Source organism: Pseudomonas sp. (genome assembly GCF_036387035.1).
Lineage (GTDB): Bacteria > Pseudomonadota > Gammaproteobacteria > Pseudomonadales > Pseudomonadaceae > Aquipseudomonas.
This window is the reverse complement of the sequence record NZ_DASVUM010000044.1, coordinates 1-16272: the sequence shown is the minus strand read 5'-3', so window position 1 is coordinate 16272 and position 16272 is coordinate 1. Positions and strand designations below refer to the sequence as shown.

17 protein-coding genes, 1 tRNA gene and 1 pseudogene are annotated in these 16272 nt (G+C 58.3%); 13 read left to right on the top strand and 6 right to left on the bottom strand.

What is annotated here, in order from left to right; translation table 11 throughout:
* Positions 1-83: 83 nt before the first annotated feature.
* Entirely contained in the window at positions 84-1520 is a 1437-nt protein-coding gene (locus VF672_RS04030; protein WP_331101719.1) for a M48 family metalloprotease, read from the bottom strand.
* A gap of 146 nt (positions 1521-1666) precedes the next feature.
* On the opposite strand from VF672_RS04030, the gene VF672_RS04025 reads away from it, so the two are divergent.
* Together VF672_RS04025 and VF672_RS04020 are read left to right on the top strand one after the other, a co-directional pair.
* Positions 1667-1918 (top strand): sulfurtransferase TusA family protein, encoded by a 252-nt coding sequence (locus tag VF672_RS04025; protein WP_331101717.1) that lies wholly within the window; start codon positions 1667-1669, stop codon positions 1916-1918.
* Between the two features lie 34 nt (positions 1919-1952).
* Complete coding sequence (locus VF672_RS04020) at positions 1953-3023, top strand: AI-2E family transporter (protein ID WP_331101715.1); 1071 nt, start codon at positions 1953-1955, stop codon at positions 3021-3023.
* A 95-nt stretch (positions 3024-3118) separates the two neighbouring features.
* Here the strand turns inward: VF672_RS04020 and VF672_RS04015 are convergent, their stop codons facing one another.
* Both VF672_RS04015 and VF672_RS04010 read right to left on the bottom strand, forming a co-directional pair.
* Entirely contained in the window at positions 3119-3592 is a 474-nt protein-coding gene (locus VF672_RS04015; protein ID WP_331101713.1) for a peroxiredoxin, read from the bottom strand.
* Positions 3593-3602: 10 nt separating this feature from the next.
* Positions 3603-4166 carry a glycine cleavage system protein R gene (locus tag VF672_RS04010; protein ID WP_037014004.1) on the bottom strand — a complete coding sequence of 188 codons (564 nt, stop codon included), beginning with the start codon at positions 4164-4166 and terminating at the stop codon, positions 3603-3605.
* Between the two features lie 312 nt (positions 4167-4478).
* Here VF672_RS04010 and dapA point away from each other — a divergent pair, with 312 nt between their 5' ends.
* The 9 genes from dapA (at position 4479) to VF672_RS03965 (ending at position 11132) form a co-directional block, all read left to right on the top strand.
* Positions 4479-5357, top strand: coding sequence for a 4-hydroxy-tetrahydrodipicolinate synthase (gene dapA, locus VF672_RS04005; RefSeq protein WP_331101708.1), 879 nt, complete (start codon positions 4479-4481; stop codon positions 5355-5357).
* Between the two features lie 17 nt (positions 5358-5374).
* Positions 5375-6490 carry an outer membrane protein assembly factor BamC gene (gene bamC / locus VF672_RS04000; RefSeq protein WP_331101706.1) on the top strand — a complete coding sequence of 372 codons (1116 nt, stop codon included), beginning with the start codon at positions 5375-5377 and terminating at the stop codon, positions 6488-6490.
* Positions 6491-7249 carry an MBL fold metallo-hydrolase gene (locus VF672_RS03995; protein ID WP_331101704.1) on the top strand — a complete coding sequence of 253 codons (759 nt, stop codon included), beginning with the start codon at positions 6491-6493 and terminating at the stop codon, positions 7247-7249.
* 49 nt (positions 7250-7298) lie between these two features.
* Entirely contained in the window at positions 7299-8012 is a 714-nt protein-coding gene (gene purC / locus VF672_RS03990; protein WP_237253710.1) for a phosphoribosylaminoimidazolesuccinocarboxamide synthase, read from the top strand.
* Between the two features lie 104 nt (positions 8013-8116).
* Positions 8117-8206, top strand: a tRNA-Ser gene (locus VF672_RS03985).
* A gap of 329 nt (positions 8207-8535) precedes the next feature.
* The gene (locus tag VF672_RS03980; protein WP_331101700.1) at positions 8536-9030 is read left to right on the top strand and encodes a type VI secretion system tube protein Hcp; all 495 of its coding nucleotides are present in this window, start codon (positions 8536-8538) and stop codon (positions 9028-9030) included.
* A 10-nt stretch (positions 9031-9040) separates the two neighbouring features.
* Entirely contained in the window at positions 9041-9886 is an 846-nt protein-coding gene (locus VF672_RS03975) for an RNase A-like domain-containing protein (protein WP_331101698.1), read from the top strand.
* A 19-nt stretch (positions 9887-9905) separates the two neighbouring features.
* Positions 9906-10265, top strand: a complete 360-nt coding sequence (locus VF672_RS03970; protein ID WP_331101696.1) for a hypothetical protein — start codon at positions 9906-9908, stop codon at positions 10263-10265.
* A 195-nt stretch (positions 10266-10460) separates the two neighbouring features.
* The gene (locus VF672_RS03965) at positions 10461-11132 is read left to right on the top strand and encodes a class I SAM-dependent methyltransferase (RefSeq protein WP_331101694.1); all 672 of its coding nucleotides are present in this window, start codon (positions 10461-10463) and stop codon (positions 11130-11132) included.
* 55 nt (positions 11133-11187) lie between these two features.
* Here the strand turns inward: VF672_RS03965 and VF672_RS03960 are convergent, their stop codons facing one another.
* Positions 11188-11418 (bottom strand): DUF6555 family protein, encoded by a 231-nt coding sequence (locus tag VF672_RS03960; protein ID WP_331101692.1) that lies wholly within the window; start codon positions 11416-11418, stop codon positions 11188-11190.
* Between the two features lie 396 nt (positions 11419-11814).
* Between VF672_RS03960 and VF672_RS03955 the strand changes: the two genes are divergently transcribed.
* Positions 11815-13503, top strand: a complete 1689-nt coding sequence (locus tag VF672_RS03955) for an NAD-dependent malic enzyme (protein WP_331101690.1) — start codon at positions 11815-11817, stop codon at positions 13501-13503.
* A gap of 134 nt (positions 13504-13637) precedes the next feature.
* Entirely contained in the window at positions 13638-15257 is a 1620-nt protein-coding gene (locus tag VF672_RS03950) for a GMC family oxidoreductase (protein WP_331101688.1), read from the top strand.
* A gap of 82 nt (positions 15258-15339) precedes the next feature.
* On the opposite strand, the gene VF672_RS03945 is transcribed toward VF672_RS03950, so the two are convergent.
* Positions 15340-15657 carry a helix-turn-helix domain-containing protein gene (locus tag VF672_RS03945; RefSeq protein ID WP_331101686.1) on the bottom strand — a complete coding sequence of 106 codons (318 nt, stop codon included), beginning with the start codon at positions 15655-15657 and terminating at the stop codon, positions 15340-15342.
* A pseudogene (locus VF672_RS03940) lies at positions 15654-15999 on the bottom strand (toxin). Before VF672_RS03940 ends, VF672_RS03945 begins: the two are co-directional and overlap by 4 nt.
* Positions 16000-16272 lie beyond the last annotated feature (273 nt).

The following is a 16272-nucleotide window of genomic DNA, read 5'->3' as shown; positions in this document are numbered from 1 at the left end:
CGCTTCAAGCTTCAAGCTTCAAGCGAAAGGCCGATTTGCTGCGTTCCATCCTGCAGCCTATGGCGTGCCGCTTGTAGCTGACCTCAGTTCATCATGTCCTTCACCGCCCGCTCCTGAGCGATGATTTCCTGCTGGCGCGCGTCAATGCGTGAGGCCAGCTGGAAGTTATTGTTCGCGCGTCGCTTGGCGAACTCGAGCTGTTGAATTGCCTGTTTGAAATCCCCCATCAGGGCGAAGTATTCGGCGCGGGCCTGATGCAGGCCGATGGTGTTGCCCGACAGGCCTCGGGTGTCAGCCACCTGGTTCCAGATATCGGGATCGTCCGGACGGCTCTTCAGCAGGATCTCCAGCGACTTCAACGCCTCCGGCGCCTTGGACTGTTTGAGCAAAACGTCGACTTTCGCCTGATTCAGCGGGTAGTTGTCTGGATACAGGTTCAGCATCCGGTCAACTCGCTGCTGGGCATCGGGCAGGCGGTTGTTGGAGATGTCCAGGTTTACCGCGGCGAGGTTGTAGGCAATGTTGTCCGGGGCTTTGTCGAGCAGGGGCTTCAGCGTTTCGCGGCCTTCGTTCAACTGACCCGCCTTGGTCTGAGCGAGTGCCAGCCCGTAGCGGGCGGCATCGTTTTTCGGGTTTTCGGCCAACTGCGCACGGAAACGCTTGGCGGCCATGCCGGGTGTTTCTTCGTAAATCAGCACGACCCGCGCACGCATCAGTTGATAGGCAGGGCTGTCTTCCTTGCCGCCAGGCTTGGCCTGCTCGGCGCGGTTGCGTGTATCGGCGATCCGGGACTCCGTCACCGGGTGGCTCATCAGGAATTCCGGTGGTTTGGCGTCATAGCGATACTGGCGCGCCAGACGCTCGAACATGGTGGGCATGTTGCGCGGGTCGTAGCCGGCCTTTTCCAGATTGAGAATGCCGATGCGATCAGCTTCCGATTCATTCTGCCTTGAGAAACGTGCCTGTTCCTGAATCGCGGCGGCCTGGGTGCCGGCAATCGCGGCAATCCCCGCATCGCCCGCGCCCGCTGCCGCCATGACGATGCCCGCGAGCATCGCCGCCATCACCGGCACTTGCATTCGCTGCTGCGCCTGCACGCCCCTGGCGAAGTGCCGTTGCGACAAGTGAGCCAGTTCGTGGGCGAGGACCGCGGCGTATTCGCCCTCGGTTTCAGCGTGCAGGAAGAGGCCGCCGTTGACCCCGATGATCCCGCCGGGCGCTGCGAAGGCATTGATCTCCGGCGTGTTGATCAGGATGAATTCGAGACGGCGGTCCTGCACCTGGCTGGTTTCAGCCAGTCGATAAACCGACGACTCGACGAAATCCTTCAGCAGCGGGTCGGACAACTGCGCCACTTCAGAGCGCAACAGCCCAAGCCAGGCGCGGCCAAGGTCGTGTTCTTGCTGTGGAGAGACGATGGAAGAACTCGCGTCGCCAAGGGAGGGCAGGTCATCTTCTGCGAAGCTCGGAGCTGCCAGCAGGCATGCGAGGGACAGCAGCGTGGGGCGCAAAAAATTCATGCACGGAACTCTGGGGCAGAAAGGCGTCACTGTAGCTGGCTCAATGGCTTGCTGACCAGAGTGGGGTATTCTGGAAAACTTGTAAGAATGTTCTTCCGCGCTTTTGCTTTTATAGAAGGGCGGATGTGTCTACCCGGAGAGAAACGATGTCTGACGCTGTAGGACAACCCGCAGCCTGCGATGCAGAGCTCGACGCCAGCGGTCTTAATTGCCCGCTTCCCTTGCTCAAGGCCAAGATGGAGCTCAACCGTCTGGCCAGCGGCGCAGTCCTCAAAGTGACGGCCACCGACGCCGGTTCACAGCGCGACTTCCGCACCTTTGCAAAACTTGCAGGCCATGTGCTGTTACATGAAGAAAGCGCTGACGGCATTTATCAGTATTGGCTGCGTAAAGCCTGAGCGTTTCCGAACCCTCGCACCCATAGGATTTTTGATGTTCAAAGTGCTTCGCGACTGGATGCAGCGCTACTTTTCCGATGAGGAAGCGGTGGTGCTGGCGGTGCTGTTGGTTCTCGGGTTCACCGTTGTTCTCACCCTTGGCGGCATGCTTGCGCCGGTGCTGGCCGGGCTTGTGCTCGCATTTCTGATGCAGGGGCTGGTAAACCTGCTGGAGCGCCTGCGCGTCCCCGAAGGCGGCGCAGTAGGGCTGGTATTCGCCCTGTTCATGGGGGCGTTGGCGGTGTTCTTGCTGGTACTCGTGCCCTTGCTGTGGCGCCAGCTCATCACCTTGTTCAATGAATTGCCCGGCATGCTCGCCAAGTGGCAGTCGTTGCTCTTGTTGCTGCCTGAGCGTTATCCGCATCTGGTGTCTGACGAGCAAGTTCTGCAGGCCATCGAAGTGGCTCGCGGCGAGGTGGGAAAGTTCGGCCAATGGGCGCTGACGTTTTCCCTTTCCAGTCTGCCGCTGTTGGTCAACATGATGATTTACCTGGTGCTGGTGCCGATCCTGGTGTTTTTCTTCCTCAAGGACCGTCGGATGATCAGCCGCTGGGCGAGGGGTTATCTGCCCCGTGAACGTACGTTGATTACCCGTGTGGCCGAGGAAATGAATCGGCAGATCGCTAATTACATCCGCGGCAAGGTCATCGAGATCTTTATCTGTGGCGGCGTGACGTACATCGCATTCGTGACGATGGGCCTGAATTACTCGGCGTTGCTCGCGATGCTGGTGGGGATTTCGGTGGTCGTGCCCTATGTGGGCGCTGTGGTGGTCACCGTGCCAGTGGCCTTTATCGCGCTGTTTCAGTGGGGCTGGAGCGATCAGTTCATCTACTTGATGGCGGTCCACGGCATCATCCAGACGCTGGATGGCAACGTGCTGGTGCCGTTGCTGTTTTCGCAGACCGTCAGCCTGCACCCGGTCGCAATCATCTGCGCGGTGCTGCTGTTCGGTGGGCTGTGGGGTTTCTGGGGGATCTTCTTCGCGATTCCGCTGGCGACCCTGTTCAAGGCCGTGCTTGATGCGTGGCCCCGGAATGAGCCAACGGTGGCGCCGCTGTTATAGAGCGTGTTGGCGGGAGGGATCATCAATCCGATTACCGCCCTTGAAGATGTGGGAGTGGCCGGGTGGCGCTCCCACATTTTCCAACGGCCGCCGACTCAGGCGTTATTCAGCGCCTGAGCTGCTTCAAGCACCGCGGCCACATGCCCCGGCACCTTCACGCCGCGCCATTCCTTGCGCAGCACGCCGTCCTTGTCGATCAGGAAGGTGCTGCGGTCGACACCCAGGTACTCCTTCCCGTACAGCTTTTTCAGCTTGATCACGTCGAACAACTGGCACAGCGATTCATCCTTGTCCGAAATCAGCTCGAATGGGAATGCCTGCTTGGCCTTGAAGTTCTCATGAGATTTCAGGCTGTCCCGCGACACGCCAAATACCACGGTGTTGGCGGCCGCGAAGTCGGCGTGATGATCGCGAAAGCCTTGACCCTGGGTGGTGCAGCCGGGCGTGCTGTCCTTTGGGTAGAAATAAAGGACAACCTGCTGACCTTTCAGCGCCGACAGGCTGACCGCCTGTTCGCTCGTGGCCTGTACCTGAAAGTCCGCCACGGGTTGGTCGAGTTCTACAGCCATTCGCAACTCCTTACATCGGTGCTTGAGGGCGCCATGGTTCGATCAGCGCATCGAGGTTCAGTGCATCGGCGAAGTCCAGGAACTGGTCACGCAGCCAGCTGATCTGGGTGCCGGCCGGCAATGTCACGGTGAACGTCGCGTTGAGCATGGTCCCGCCGGTCTGCGGTGCCTGATAGGTGTCGCAGATCAGGTTTTCGAGCTCAACGTTGTGGTCGATGAAGAACTGGCACAACTCGTTGATGATGTCCGGGCGGTAGGCAGAGCTGACATAAGCAACGTAAGGCAGGGCTTCGGGGCGGTTTTCCAGCGAAGCACTGCGCACCACGTTGACGGTGAAGGCGTGTTTCTTCGCCAGGTTGGGCAGACCGGTTTCCAGGCGCGCCAGCGCGTCCCAACTGCCGGAGATCTGCAGGATCAGCGCGCTGCACTCGCCGTGGCGGGTGAGGCGTGAGCTGACGACCGAGCAACGGCTTTCGTTACTGGCGCGGCACAGCACGTTGGTCAGCTCCATGGGGTTGGCGCCAAGGGCACTGATGACAAGGAATTGTTCGCGAACTGTGGGGATGGATGACATGCAGCATTCCTAAACGATGAGCGGTCGGTACGCAGCAGGCCTGTGCCGGCGGGTTCGACGAACGAAGGATCGCAGCGTCGCCCCGACCGACAGCCGCCAGTCGCGTCCAGGAACCTGTCATGGCGCGCGATAACGAAGCAGGGCGGGGTAAGTGACGACAAAATCGAGCAGTCGAACGAGCCGGGCAGATGACCCGTACCAATCAAAGACCGAAGGGTAGCGAAAACCGGCGCCGAGGGGAATGCTCGCCTTGTGCAAGGATCATGGCGCCAGTACCATTACCGCTCTCTTTTTCCGGCAGGAGCGGTTTGCATGATTGCGGGCAGTATGGTGGCACTGGTCACACCCATGGATGCACAAGGTCGTCTCGACTGGGACAGCCTGAGCAAACTGGTGGACTTTCACCTGCAAGAGGGCACCAACGCCATTGTTGCCGTCGGCACCACCGGTGAGTCCGCGACGCTCGACGTCAACGAGCACATCGAAGTCATCCGCCGCGTGGTCCAGCAGGTCGCCGGCCGCATCCCGGTCATCGCCGGCACCGGGGCAAACTCCACCCGCGAGGCGGTCGAACTGACCACCAATGCGAAGAACGCCGGTGCCGATGCCTGCCTGCTGGTCACCCCGTACTACAACAAGCCGACTCAGGAAGGCTTGTTCCAGCACTTCAAGCACATCGCCGAAGCCGTGGACATCCCGCAGATTCTCTACAACGTGCCGGGCCGTACCGCCTGCGACATGTCGGCCGAGACCGTCATCCGCCTGTCGAAAGTCAAAAACATCATCGCCATCAAGGAAGCTACCGGAGACCTGCAACGCACCAAGGATATCCTTGCCGGCGTGAGCAGCGATTTTCTGGTCTACTCCGGTGACGACGCGACCGCCGTCGAGCTGATGCTGCTGGGTGGCAAAGGCAACATCTCGGTCACGGCCAACGTAGCGCCGCGTGCCATGGCTGACCTGTGCAAGGCCGCGATGGCCGGTGACGCCGAAACAGCCCGCGCCATCCACGAAAAACTGATGCCGCTGAACAAGACCTTGTTCATCGAATCGAACCCTATTCCCGTGAAATGGGCCCTGCATGAGATGGGTTTGATGCCAGACGGTATTCGTCTGCCGCTCACCTGGCTCAGCGAGTCCTGCCACGAGCCGCTGCGTCAGGCCCTGCGCCAGTCCGGTGTATTGGTCTAATGAGGAAGCATTACGCAATGAAGCGACTGGCCGGACTTTCCGCACTAGCCTTGATTATCTCCAGCACCAGCGGTTGCAGCTGGCTTTTTGGCCAGGACGGTTATTTCCGCGATCGCAGCAGCGATTACCTGGAAGCGACCCAGAAGCCGCCGATGCAATTGCCGGAAGGTGTTCAGGAAGTCAAACGCCTGGACCCGTTGCTGCCGATCCCGCGCAACGTCGCCGACGACACCCAGAAGGGTGAGTTCAATGTGCCGCGTCCGCAACCGCTGACCACTGCTCAAGACTCCGGTGACTACACGCTGCAGAAGAGCGGCGACAACCGCTGGATTCTTGCGCAGCGCGCGCCGGCTGAAGTCTGGCCCGTGGCGCACCAGTACTTCGAAGATAACGGGTTCCGCATCGCCGAAGACCGTCCGCAAACCGGTGAATTCAACACCACTTGGCAGCGCATGGACGAATTGTCCGCCTCTGTTGCCAAGCGCATGGGCTCAAGTGGCGATGCCGCCAACACCGAGACTCGCGTTCGCGTCCGCATCGAGCCGGGCGTGCAGCGCAACACCAGCGAAATCTATGTGGTCAGCGTGCAACGTCCGTCGGGCAGCAACGATGACCCTGCTTTCCCGTCGCGCAGCACCAACGTCGGCCTGGATTCCGTGCTGACCGACGACATGCTTGCAAGCCTGACCCGCACAGCGGAGAAGGGCGGTTCAGTCTCCCTGCTGGCGGCGCGTGATTTCGACACCCCAAGCCGGGTCTCCCTCAGCGAAGACGGCAGCGGCAACCCGGTGCTGAACCTGGGCGCGGATCTGGATCGCGCCTGGTCGAGCGTCGGCCGTGCGCTGAATCAGGGCGACTGGCGTGTTGAAGACATCAACCGCAGCCTGGGCCTGTACTACATCAACCTGGCGGAAAAAGCCGACAAGCCCGAGAACAAGCCTGGCTTCTTCGGTCGCATGTTCGGGAGCGAAGAGTCCAAGGAAGAGAAGGAAGCGCGCGCCGAGCGTTATCAGGTTCGTCTGAGCAAGGTGGGTGACAACGTTCAGGTCACGGTTGAGAAGAACATCAATACCGTGGCACCGACCGACATCGCGCGTCGTGTGTTGAGCGTCATTCAGGATAACCTGGGTTAAGTGCGCTTCGCGGTTCTGGGCAGCGGCAGTCGCGGCAATGCCACGCTGGTTGCGAGCAACGACACGTACGTGCTGGTCGATTGCGGTTTCTCGCTCCGAGAAACCGAGCGACGGCTAGACCGGCTGGGCGTCAGCGGTAAACAGCTCAGCGCCATTCTAGTGACCCACGAACATGCCGATCACGTGCATGGCGTGGGTTTGCTGTCTCGGCGTTACGATGTGCCGGTGTACCTCAGCGACGGCACTCTGCGCGGCATGCGCAAGCCGGTTGAAGCCGGCCTTCGGCTGGTGGGCGGGCAAGGTCTGCGGATCGGCAGCCTGGGCATCGACGTGGTGTCGGTGGCGCACGATGCGCTGGAGCCGACGCAGTTCGTGTTCAACGACGGACGCCGGCGCCTCGGCGTGTTGACCGACCTGGGCTCATACTGCCCTATGGTCCTCGACAGCTACCGCGGGCTCGATGCGCTGATGGTCGAGTCCAACCACTGTCGCGATCTGCTGGCCCGCGGTCAGTACCCGTACTTTCTCAAGCAGCGGGTAGGCGGTGACCAAGGCCATTTGAACAATCATCAGGCTGCCAGTCTGGTGAACGAGTTGGGATGGCAGGATCTGCAGCATTTGGTGCTGGCCCATCTCAGCAGCAAGAACAACCTGCCGCATCTGGCCCGGCAATGCTTCGTCGACACACTCGGGTGCGATGAGGACTGGCTACAATTGGCCGATCAGGATTCAGGGCTCGACTGGCGCGAAATCGCCTAGCGTCCCAAACGGGCGACTCGCCCACACTATTCAGCAAGCGGAGCCCATCATGGAAAAACGTGAAGAACTCTACCGCGGCAAAGCCAAGTCGGTTTACAAGACCGACGACGCTGACCGCTTGATCCTTTTGTTCCGCAACGACACCTCGGCGTTCGACGGCAAGCGCATTGAACAGCTCGACCGCAAGGGCATGGTGAACAACAAGTTCAACGCCTTCATCATGCAGAAGCTGGAGGCCGCAGGCGTTCCGACCCAGTTCGACAAACTGCTGGCCGACAACGAAGTGCTGGTCAAGAAGCTCGACATGATTCCGGTTGAATGCGTCGTGCGTAACTACGCCGCCGGCAGCCTGGTCAAGCGCCTTGGTGTGGAAGAGGGCATGAAACTCAACCCTTATACGTTCGAGCTGTTCCTGAAGGACGACGCCAAGGGCGACCCCTTCATCAATGACTCCCACGTCGTGGCATTCGGTTGGGGCACCGCCGAGCAGCTGGTTCGTATGAAAGAGCTGTCGTTGAAGGTCAATGAAGTCCTGAGCAAACTGTTCGACGACGCTGGCCTGCTGTTGGTCGACTTCAAGCTGGAGTTCGGCGTGTTCAGCGACGGCTCGATCGTCCTGGGCGATGAGTTCAGCCCGGACGGCTGCCGCCTGTGGGACAAAGAGACCCGCAAGAAAATGGACAAGGACCGCTTCCGTCAGGGCCTCGGCGACGTCATCGAAGCCTACGAAGAAGTCGCCCAGCGTCTTGGCGTACCGCTCTGATCCGACGCTTCAGCTAAAAAGCGCCGCAAGCATCTGAAAGGACGCGAAAAAATCCTCAAAAAGGGTTCGCGTTCTTCGAACGAACTGTTATGATGCGCGCCGTTGGAGAGATGCCGGAGTGGCCGAACGGGACGGATTCGAAATCCGTTGTACTGGCGACAGTACCTAGGGTTCAAATCCCTATCTCTCCGCCATTATTTGAAAAGCCCCAGAAGTTTTGCTTCTGGGGCTTTTTCGTTTCTGGCGTTTGGAATAGCGGGAGCATGGCGATAGTTATCATCCTCAGGCTGTTTCTGCGTCACTGCTGAGCAGTGTGTGGTTTGACTCGCTCTCGACAAAACCTCGGCCATGGCTTAGTGGCGGATATACCTCGACGCCGGCGCTGACCCCAGGAATGTTTATGTTTTAGGGCGACCTGTGGGAGCCTTCTGATTCGTAGGCTAAAGACAGTCGGGACGCTGGCAGACGAGCAATATCGAAGGTAAGGTTTCACGTCTGACGTTTTGAAAAGCAGGGAGCTTTTATGTCATTTGATGCGTTTATGAAGGTTGATGGGGTTGAAGGTGAGTCGCTGGACGATGGGCACAAGGGGTGGATCGAGTTGCTCTCCTATCACTACGACGCCATGCAGTCTATCAGCCAGTCAGCAAGTTCCAACGGTGGTGCGTCCGCTGGAGGCGTCGCCCTCGGTGATTTTCAGATCAGCAAATACATTGATCGGGCCACTCCAAAGTTATTCGAGCTGTGCTGTAGAGGCTCGCATATTAAAACCGTAACCGTTCGAGTTCATCGCGCAGGGACTGAAAAGTTCAAGTACCTGGATATCGTGCTTGAAGAAGTGCTCATTGCGTTGGTAAGTGGCCAAGGGGCGGAGCAGTCTGGCTTGCCGGTCGAAGTCGTTACCCTGAATTACGGTCGTATCAAATTCGAATACTCACAACAGCGACGTGCCGATGGCGGGAGTGCAGGTATCGTTTCTGGTGGTTGGGACAGGACCGCTAACAAGCCATTTGCGTAAGGAACGCGCTATGTCGGACGAGGGATCGTTTCGAGTTGTACTTAATTTCGCCCAGATGGCGGCTGTGCTCACGCATGAATCGCTTACGCCTGCCGAGATCCTGTCCAATCGTATATTCGGTAGTCTCAGGCTGGTCGGCGGCATTATCGAATTGGCAGGTTCGGGTGTGTTGTGCGCCCTGCCGGAGCCTACGATGATATCCAAGGTCGGATGCGTGGCGATGGGCGTTCACGCTTCTGACCAGTTAGCTGCCGCTTCGAATCAGATCCTTACGGATCAAGAAACAAACTCCTATGCATTCAAGGCCGGCGCTACCGCTGCCGAGGTGTTGGGTGCCTCTCGCAGCACTGGGCAAGTCATAGGTTTGGCTACTGAGTTTCTGGTTCCTATAACTACCGCATCCATGTACAACGCATTTCGAGTGTCCTCAGTACGGGCTGGAAGGATGGCGGTAGCTGTAAGCGAGCAGCCTCTACATGCCGCCAAAAAAAGCATTGGTGGTCACACTCTACGAGACCACTACCAGAAAGACATCGCTGGATTGCAAAAGCGTCTGCGGAAGGTCAAAAATGCCAAGGCGATGACGACATTCGATAGCATCGAAATGGCGGAATGGGCAGTTAGTCAAGCATTGAGGGTCCACAAGCTAAGAATAGTTATGTACTCGAAGCTGAAATTTTTGCGCACTCGCAATAGATTGACCCTGGTAAGTGAGCTTAATACTCACATTGGGTGGGGCGTTATGAGAGTGTCACAGGCAACACCTGTGAAAATGACTAAGGTAAGAGTTGTTATTGAGTTTGCTGAATTTAATCACATGCCAGCCTATATTGTCACTGCGTTTCCAATACCTTGAGGTGATAATGCGCGGATACATGCAATTGATAGACTTCATGCGAGAGTTGGGCGATGGGATCCTTGACCACCTCCCAGAGGAACAAAGAGTGGGGGTTCTGAGTGTCGAGGAAATAGTCAGTGCTTGGATGCATCGCAAGTCATATTTCCAAGCGGTTTCTTTAAGAAAAGACATAATATCCTACGCGAAGCTTTATGAAGCGGGCGATTATTCTGTCGATGAGATTTTCGATGATTTTGATGTGTGCTTCATTCCAGAGCGATTTGGTTGTGAGGAGCATGTCTTTCTTAGGGGGCTGCTTGGTTTGATTGATTCTTTTATAGAAACAAAAAGAAGGGATTTTCGCTCGAGATATTTAGGGTGGATGGGTTATCGATGAGACATAACCATCCGGGGTTTTCTTTTGGGGATGAGTTCTAAGTGTTGTTACACGGAGATATTAGGTGAATGGGAATTCTGAATCATCGATTATGCAACGTCAGAGATTGCATACTCGGCACTTTACTTTTCCCAACCCCCGCCTACTATCGATCCCGTGCCTACCCCCTCAATCCTTCCAGCCGTCCGAGAAGCCATGATCACCATCCGCGAGCTCAACGATTTCATCAGCAACCCGGAACTCACCGACTCGATCGCGCAGGTCTGGGCGCTGATTGGCAAGCATTTCGAGCAGGCGCAAAGCACGTTGCCGGCCGAGCGGGCAATGCCCCGCAAGGAGCTGTCGTTTCACGATCACGTGCGTCTGTTGGGTTATCTGGCGCTTCTGGTCGAGGGCGTCCCCGGGGACGTGGTCGAGATCGGCGTCTGGAAGGGTAAGTCGCTGGTATTGATGAATGAGGTTTGCAACCGCGAGCGCCGCATCATCGGGATCGATCCCTTCGAGCTGCCCAACCAGTTCGAAGAGTTCAGCTATTACCACGACAACCTGTTTTCGAACGCCGTGGTGTTGAGGGGCTATTCGGAGCTATGCGCCGAGCGCTTCTACAACCTGGCGCCGAAGGTGGCGCTGTTGCACATCGATGGCGGGCACGCCGGGCGCAACGTGTTGTTGGATTTCCTGCTGTATTCGCCCAGCGTCGTGCCGGGCGGTTTTATCGTGTTTGACGACTACGGTGACTTCCAGCACTCGCCTGAAGTAGGCCCGGCTGTGGACCTGCTCCGTGCGACGGGCTATTTCAAAGGGTTCAATGTGATCGGCTGCGTGCATGGCTTTGAAGCGAGCTATGTGATTCAGCGAGTAAGCTAAGTCTCTGACGTGTGCAGAATCGATCGGTGGGCGCGGCGGGCCGATCCCCTGTGATTCAGACCCATTCCGCCCAGCGCACTGCCGTCAAACCATACCGCCGGCCATGGGCGATCAATGCGGTGAGCTCTTCTCGCGTTTCGGACAGGTTGTGCAGCACGCCAACACCTGCGTGCAGGCAGGCGTAGTACCAGGCGTCTGCTTCGGTCAGTGCTGAATCGGGTTGTAGAAAGACTCGGTGCTCGCCCAGAAAGCGGTAGTGGATGCGAAAGATGCGCTGGCCTGACATTGATATCTCCGAACTGATATCAATGTGACTGCAATGGCTCATCGCCAGTTCAATGGAAAGGCTATTTCAGAATGTCGGTCGCGTGACCACCATCCAAAAGCCTTTATGCGAAAGGGGCAGCTCGTGGCTGATGCGTTTCACCTGTGACCGCAGACGGGTGCTCCGTTCGCGTTCACACGCCATTTCCTGACGGGTCCGACAATTTCCGGCCATCATTTCGCAATCGGAGGGCGACAAAATGTCGCAATCGTTTTCAGGCGAGTAAGATAGGCACCCTGTTTTTACCCCCCTATTTCTTCGGACGGATCCTGCGTTGAGCGTCGTGTACATCGACCTCCGGGGCATCGTTTCGACTACGTATTGATAGAGCAAACAGAGAAAAGGCGATCACTGAAAATGACCAAGACCTCGCGACCTTTATACATTTCCTATGCCGGCCCCTCCCTGCTGGAAATGCCATTGCTGAACAAAGGCAGTGCCTTCACGCCGCAAGAGCGTATCGATTTCAACCTGGTCGGCCTGCTGCCGCAGAATGTCGAAACCATCGAAGAGCAGGTCACCCGCGTCTACAGCCAGTACCAGCAATGCGCGAGCGATCTGGATAAACACATTTACCTGCGCTCGATTCAGGACAACAACGAAACCCTGTTCTTCCGACTGCTGGATTCGCACCTCGACGAGATGCTGCCGATCATCTACACCCCGACCGTGGGCCAGGCATGTCAGGAGTTCTCGAAGATCTACCGCACTCACCGCGGTCTGTTCATCTCCTACCCTGAGCGCGACCGCATCGACGATATCCTGCGCAGCGCGACCAAAGACCGCATCAAAATCATCGTGGTGACGGACAGCGAGCGCATCCTCGGCCTGGGCGATCAGGGCATCGGCGGCATGGGCATCCCGATCGGCAAGCTGTCGCTCTACACCGCCTGCGGCGGCATCAGCCCGGCGTATACACTGCCTATCGTGCTCGACGTCGGCACCAACAACAAAGAGCTGCTGGACGACCCGATGTACATGGGCTGGCGCCACGAGCGCGTCACCGGCAAGGAATACGAGGACTTCATCGCGCTGTTCATCGAGGCGGTCCAGAGCCGCTGGCCGGACGTGTTGCTGCAATTCGAAGACTTCGCCCAGACTAATGCCATGCCATTGCTGGAGAAGTATCGCAATGAGTTGTGCTGCTTCAACGATGACATTCAGGGCACCGCGTCTGTAGCCGTCGGCACGTTGCTGGCCGCCTGCAAAGCGAAGCACGAAACCCTGGGCCAACAGCGCGTTGTGTTCCTGGGCGCGGGTTCGGCCGGTTGCGGGATTGCCGAGCACATCATCGCCGCCATGGTCATCGAAGGCCTGAGCGAAGCTGAAGCGCGCAAACGCGTAATGATGGTCGACCGCTTCGGGCTGCTGACCGACAGCATGGACAACCTGCTGGACTTTCAGAAGAACCTCGCGCAGAAGTCGGGTGATGTGGCGGGCTGGTCGAGCGGCGACGGTTCGCCCGAGCTGCTGGACGTGGTCGCCAACGGCAAGCCGACCGTGCTGATCGGCGTGTCCGGCCAACGCGGTCTGTTCACCGAGCAGGTCATTCGCGAGATGCACAAGCATTGCGCCAAGCCGCTGGTCATGCCGCTCTCCAACCCGACTTCGAAAGTCGAAGTCACTCCGCAGGAAGTCCTGACCTGGACCAATGGCGACGCGCTGGTTGCCACCGGCAGTCCATTTGCGCCCGTCACCGTAGGTGATCGCACGTTCCACATCGCGCAGTGCAACAACTCCTACATCTTCCCGGGGATTGGTCTTGGTGTCGTGGCGTCAAAAGCCACGCGCATCACCGACAAAATGCTGATGGCGGCTTCCAATGCGCTGGCGGAATGCTCGCCGATGGTGACGGGCAAGGGCGATGCTGTCTTGCCGCCGCTGAAAGAGATTCAGCAGGTCAGCAAAAAGATTGCGCTGGCTGTGGCCAAGCAGGCTCAGGCTGAAGGCATGGCGCTGGAAACCACCGAAGAAATGCTCGTCGAAGCCATCGAGCGTAACTTCTGGATGCCGAACTACCGCAGCTACCGCCGCAGCGCGGTGTAGTCGCCTGCGTCACCGATGTGACGGCAAACGCTTCAACCCAGACCGCCCCATGGAAACATGTGGCGGTCTTTCGTTTTGTGGCGAAAAACTTCAGGATGGGCCTGCATAACAATAAAAATATCAGCGAGGGACGCATGCAAACGGAAGCCAGTCTCCATGACTACATCATCGTCGGCGCAGGTCCGGCGGGGTGTCTGTTGGCCAATCGGCTGTCGCAGAACCCTGCTCACCGGGTCCTGCTGCTCGAAGCCGGCGGCCAGGACAATTACGCCTGGATTCACGTACCGGTGGGCTACCTCTACTGCATCGGCAACCCGCGCACCGACTGGTGCTTCAAGACCGAAGCCGAGCCCGGCCTTGGCGGGCGTGCCCTCAACTACCCTCGTGGCAAAGTGCTGGGCGGCTGCTCTTCCATCAATGGCATGATCTACATGCGCGGCCAGGCCCGGGACTACGACGGGTGGGCGGAGCAGGGCAACAAGGGCTGGAGTTGGAGAGACGTTTTGCCGGTGTTCAAACGCTCGGAAAACCACTACGCCGGCGACGCTGAACTGCACGGCGCCCAAGGTGAATGGCGCGTCGAGCAGCAACGTCTGTCATGGGCGTTGCTGGATGCATTCCGCGAGGCGGCGGCGGAGACGGGCATCCCGTCGATCCCCGACTTCAACGGCGGCGACAACGAAGGGTGCAGCTATTTCCAGGTCAATCAGCGGCGCGGTGTGCGCTGGAACGCGTCCAAGGCATTCCTGCGACCGGCGTTGAAACGCCCGAACCTGACGGTCATTACGGGGGCGGAAGTGTCCCGCGTGGCACTGGAAAACGGTCGAGCCAGCGCCGTGCTCGCACGCGTGAACGGGCAAGAACAAACCCTCAGCGCTCGGCGAGAAATCATCCTTTGCTGTGGCGCGATCGGATCGCCCATGGTCCTGCAACGCTCAGGCATCGGCCCGCGTCCCCTGCTTGAAAAACTCGGCATCGGCGTTCGGCATGAACTGCCTGGCGTGGGCGCCAATTTGCAGGATCACCTGCAGTTGCGCTTGATCTACAAGGTCAGCAACGGTCATACGCTCAATCAAATGGCCGGCAGCCTGTGGGGCAAGATGAACATGGGTCTGCGCTACGCGATCAACCGCAGCGGTCCGTTGGCGATGGCGCCGAGTCAGCTGGGTGCTTTCGCGCGTTCGGGGCCGGAGCAGGCGAGCGCCAATCTTGAATATCACGTGCAGCCCTTGTCCCTTGAGCGCTTTGGCGAGCCACTGCACGGTTTCCCTGCCTTCACTGCCTCGGTCTGTGATTTGCGCCCGCAGAGCCGCGGCACGGTAGAGATCCGTTCGGCGCTGGCCGACGCCGCGCCCATCATTCGGCCGAATTACCTGAGTCACCCGACCGACCTTAAAGTGGCCGCCGACGCGATTCGCCTGACCCGCCGCATCGCCGCTGCGCCTGCGCTCGCTCGTTTCGAACCGATGGAGTACCTGCCGGGCATGAGTCTGCAAACCGAAGACGAATTGCGCGAGGCGGCCAGCGTCATTGGTACGACGATTTTTCACCCCGTCGGCACCTGCAAGATGGGGCAGGGAAGCGACGCGGTGGTCGATGAGCGTCTGCGAGTGCGGGGCATCACGGGCCTGCGCGTGGTTGACGCGTCGATCATGCCGAGCATCACCTCCGGCAACACCTGCTCGCCGACCGTGATGATCGCCGAGAAGGCGGCGCAGATGATTGTTGAGGATGCCGTGAGGGCCGATGCGTAAAGGGGGGCGATACTGACCCCTCTCTTGAACATGAGGTCGATTTGGGCGAGCGCTGAAGTCGCCGACTTCGCAGAGCAGACGCCTAAACAGCGCTTAGACGGTCAACCATGTCCGGAAATTTTTCGACCAGTTTGATCAGCAGCGCGGCCTGGGCATTGGGTTTGGATTTCTCCTGTTCCCAGTTGCGCAAGGTGCTTGTGCTGGTGCGGATCCGCCGCGCAAACACGTTTTGAGACATGTGCAGCCTTTGCCTCAAGGCCACGATGTCCTGAGCTGAGATCTCGGGGGCGGGTAGGTCTTTAAAGGTATCGCTTCGTAGGGTGAGCTTCCCCTCTCGATGCGCGGTCATCTCCTCAACACCCTGCATCATTTCTGCGAACAGGTCGCGTTTCTTGCTCATCGATTGCCTCTCTTGCGCAGCTCTGCGTCTATGGCGGCTTTGAGTTGACGCTGTTGATCAGTGGTCAAATTGGAAGCCTCATCCTTGTCATAGATAGAAAACATCCAGACCTGGCCATCAGTCATTAGCCAATAATAGATAACCCGCAGGCCGCCTCGCTTGCCTTTGCCTCGGCGTTCATCGTGCCAGCGGAGCTTCCTGAATCCGCCCGTCCCTGGGCATGACATCCCCGGCCTCGGGACTTGCCAAAATAAAGATCTGAAGGTCGCGATAGCCGTCATCGTCCAGATAATCTGGTCTCAGGCGGCTGAAAGTTGTCGTTTCAAAAAATACAGCATTCATAAAAGGGTGAGCAACCTGATTATGGTTCGTTCAGGTGCTCACGCTATCGTCCTGAGGAGAACGCTTCACCTCGTTTTCTGCGACCAGCTGTTGCATCGTTTCGATGCGTTCAAGGAAAGGGCCCGTCTACAAAACACTCCCACCCCACCAATCGTTCTCATCCTTTTCACAAAAAATTGATGGCCCGGTGCCTAAAGTTCGCTGCATCGGCGGGCCTCCTTCCGCGTAGATATTCTCATTTCCAGCCAAGCAGACTTTTATGCTGAACGTAAA

Excerpts from the sequence above, each read along its gene's own strand:
- VF672_RS04030 (WP_331101719.1), bottom strand. The coding sequence starts at position 1,520 with ATGAATTTTTTGCGCCCCACGCTGCTGTCCCTCGCATGCCTGCTGGCA.
- VF672_RS04025 (WP_331101717.1), top strand. The coding sequence starts at position 1,667 with ATGTCTGACGCTGTAGGACAACCCGCAGCCTGCGATGCAGAGCTCGAC.
- VF672_RS04020 (WP_331101715.1), top strand. The coding sequence starts at position 1,953 with ATGTTCAAAGTGCTTCGCGACTGGATGCAGCGCTACTTTTCCGATGAG.
- VF672_RS04015 (WP_331101713.1), bottom strand. The coding sequence starts at position 3,592 with ATGGCTGTAGAACTCGACCAACCCGTGGCGGACTTTCAGGTACAGGCC.
- VF672_RS04010 (WP_037014004.1), bottom strand. The coding sequence starts at position 4,166 with ATGTCATCCATCCCCACAGTTCGCGAACAATTCCTTGTCATCAGTGCC.
- dapA (WP_331101708.1), top strand. The coding sequence starts at position 4,479 with ATGATTGCGGGCAGTATGGTGGCACTGGTCACACCCATGGATGCACAA.
- bamC (WP_331101706.1), top strand. The coding sequence starts at position 5,375 with ATGAAGCGACTGGCCGGACTTTCCGCACTAGCCTTGATTATCTCCAGC.
- purC (WP_237253710.1), top strand. The coding sequence starts at position 7,299 with ATGGAAAAACGTGAAGAACTCTACCGCGGCAAAGCCAAGTCGGTTTAC.
- VF672_RS03980 (WP_331101700.1), top strand. The coding sequence starts at position 8,536 with ATGTCATTTGATGCGTTTATGAAGGTTGATGGGGTTGAAGGTGAGTCG.
- VF672_RS03975 (WP_331101698.1), top strand. The coding sequence starts at position 9,041 with ATGTCGGACGAGGGATCGTTTCGAGTTGTACTTAATTTCGCCCAGATG.
- VF672_RS03970 (WP_331101696.1), top strand. The coding sequence starts at position 9,906 with ATGCAATTGATAGACTTCATGCGAGAGTTGGGCGATGGGATCCTTGAC.
- VF672_RS03965 (WP_331101694.1), top strand. The coding sequence starts at position 10,461 with ATGATCACCATCCGCGAGCTCAACGATTTCATCAGCAACCCGGAACTC.
- VF672_RS03960 (WP_331101692.1), bottom strand. The coding sequence starts at position 11,418 with ATGTCAGGCCAGCGCATCTTTCGCATCCACTACCGCTTTCTGGGCGAG.
- VF672_RS03955 (WP_331101690.1), top strand. The coding sequence starts at position 11,815 with ATGACCAAGACCTCGCGACCTTTATACATTTCCTATGCCGGCCCCTCC.
- VF672_RS03950 (WP_331101688.1), top strand. The coding sequence starts at position 13,638 with ATGCAAACGGAAGCCAGTCTCCATGACTACATCATCGTCGGCGCAGGT.
- VF672_RS03945 (WP_331101686.1), bottom strand. The coding sequence starts at position 15,657 with ATGAGCAAGAAACGCGACCTGTTCGCAGAAATGATGCAGGGTGTTGAG.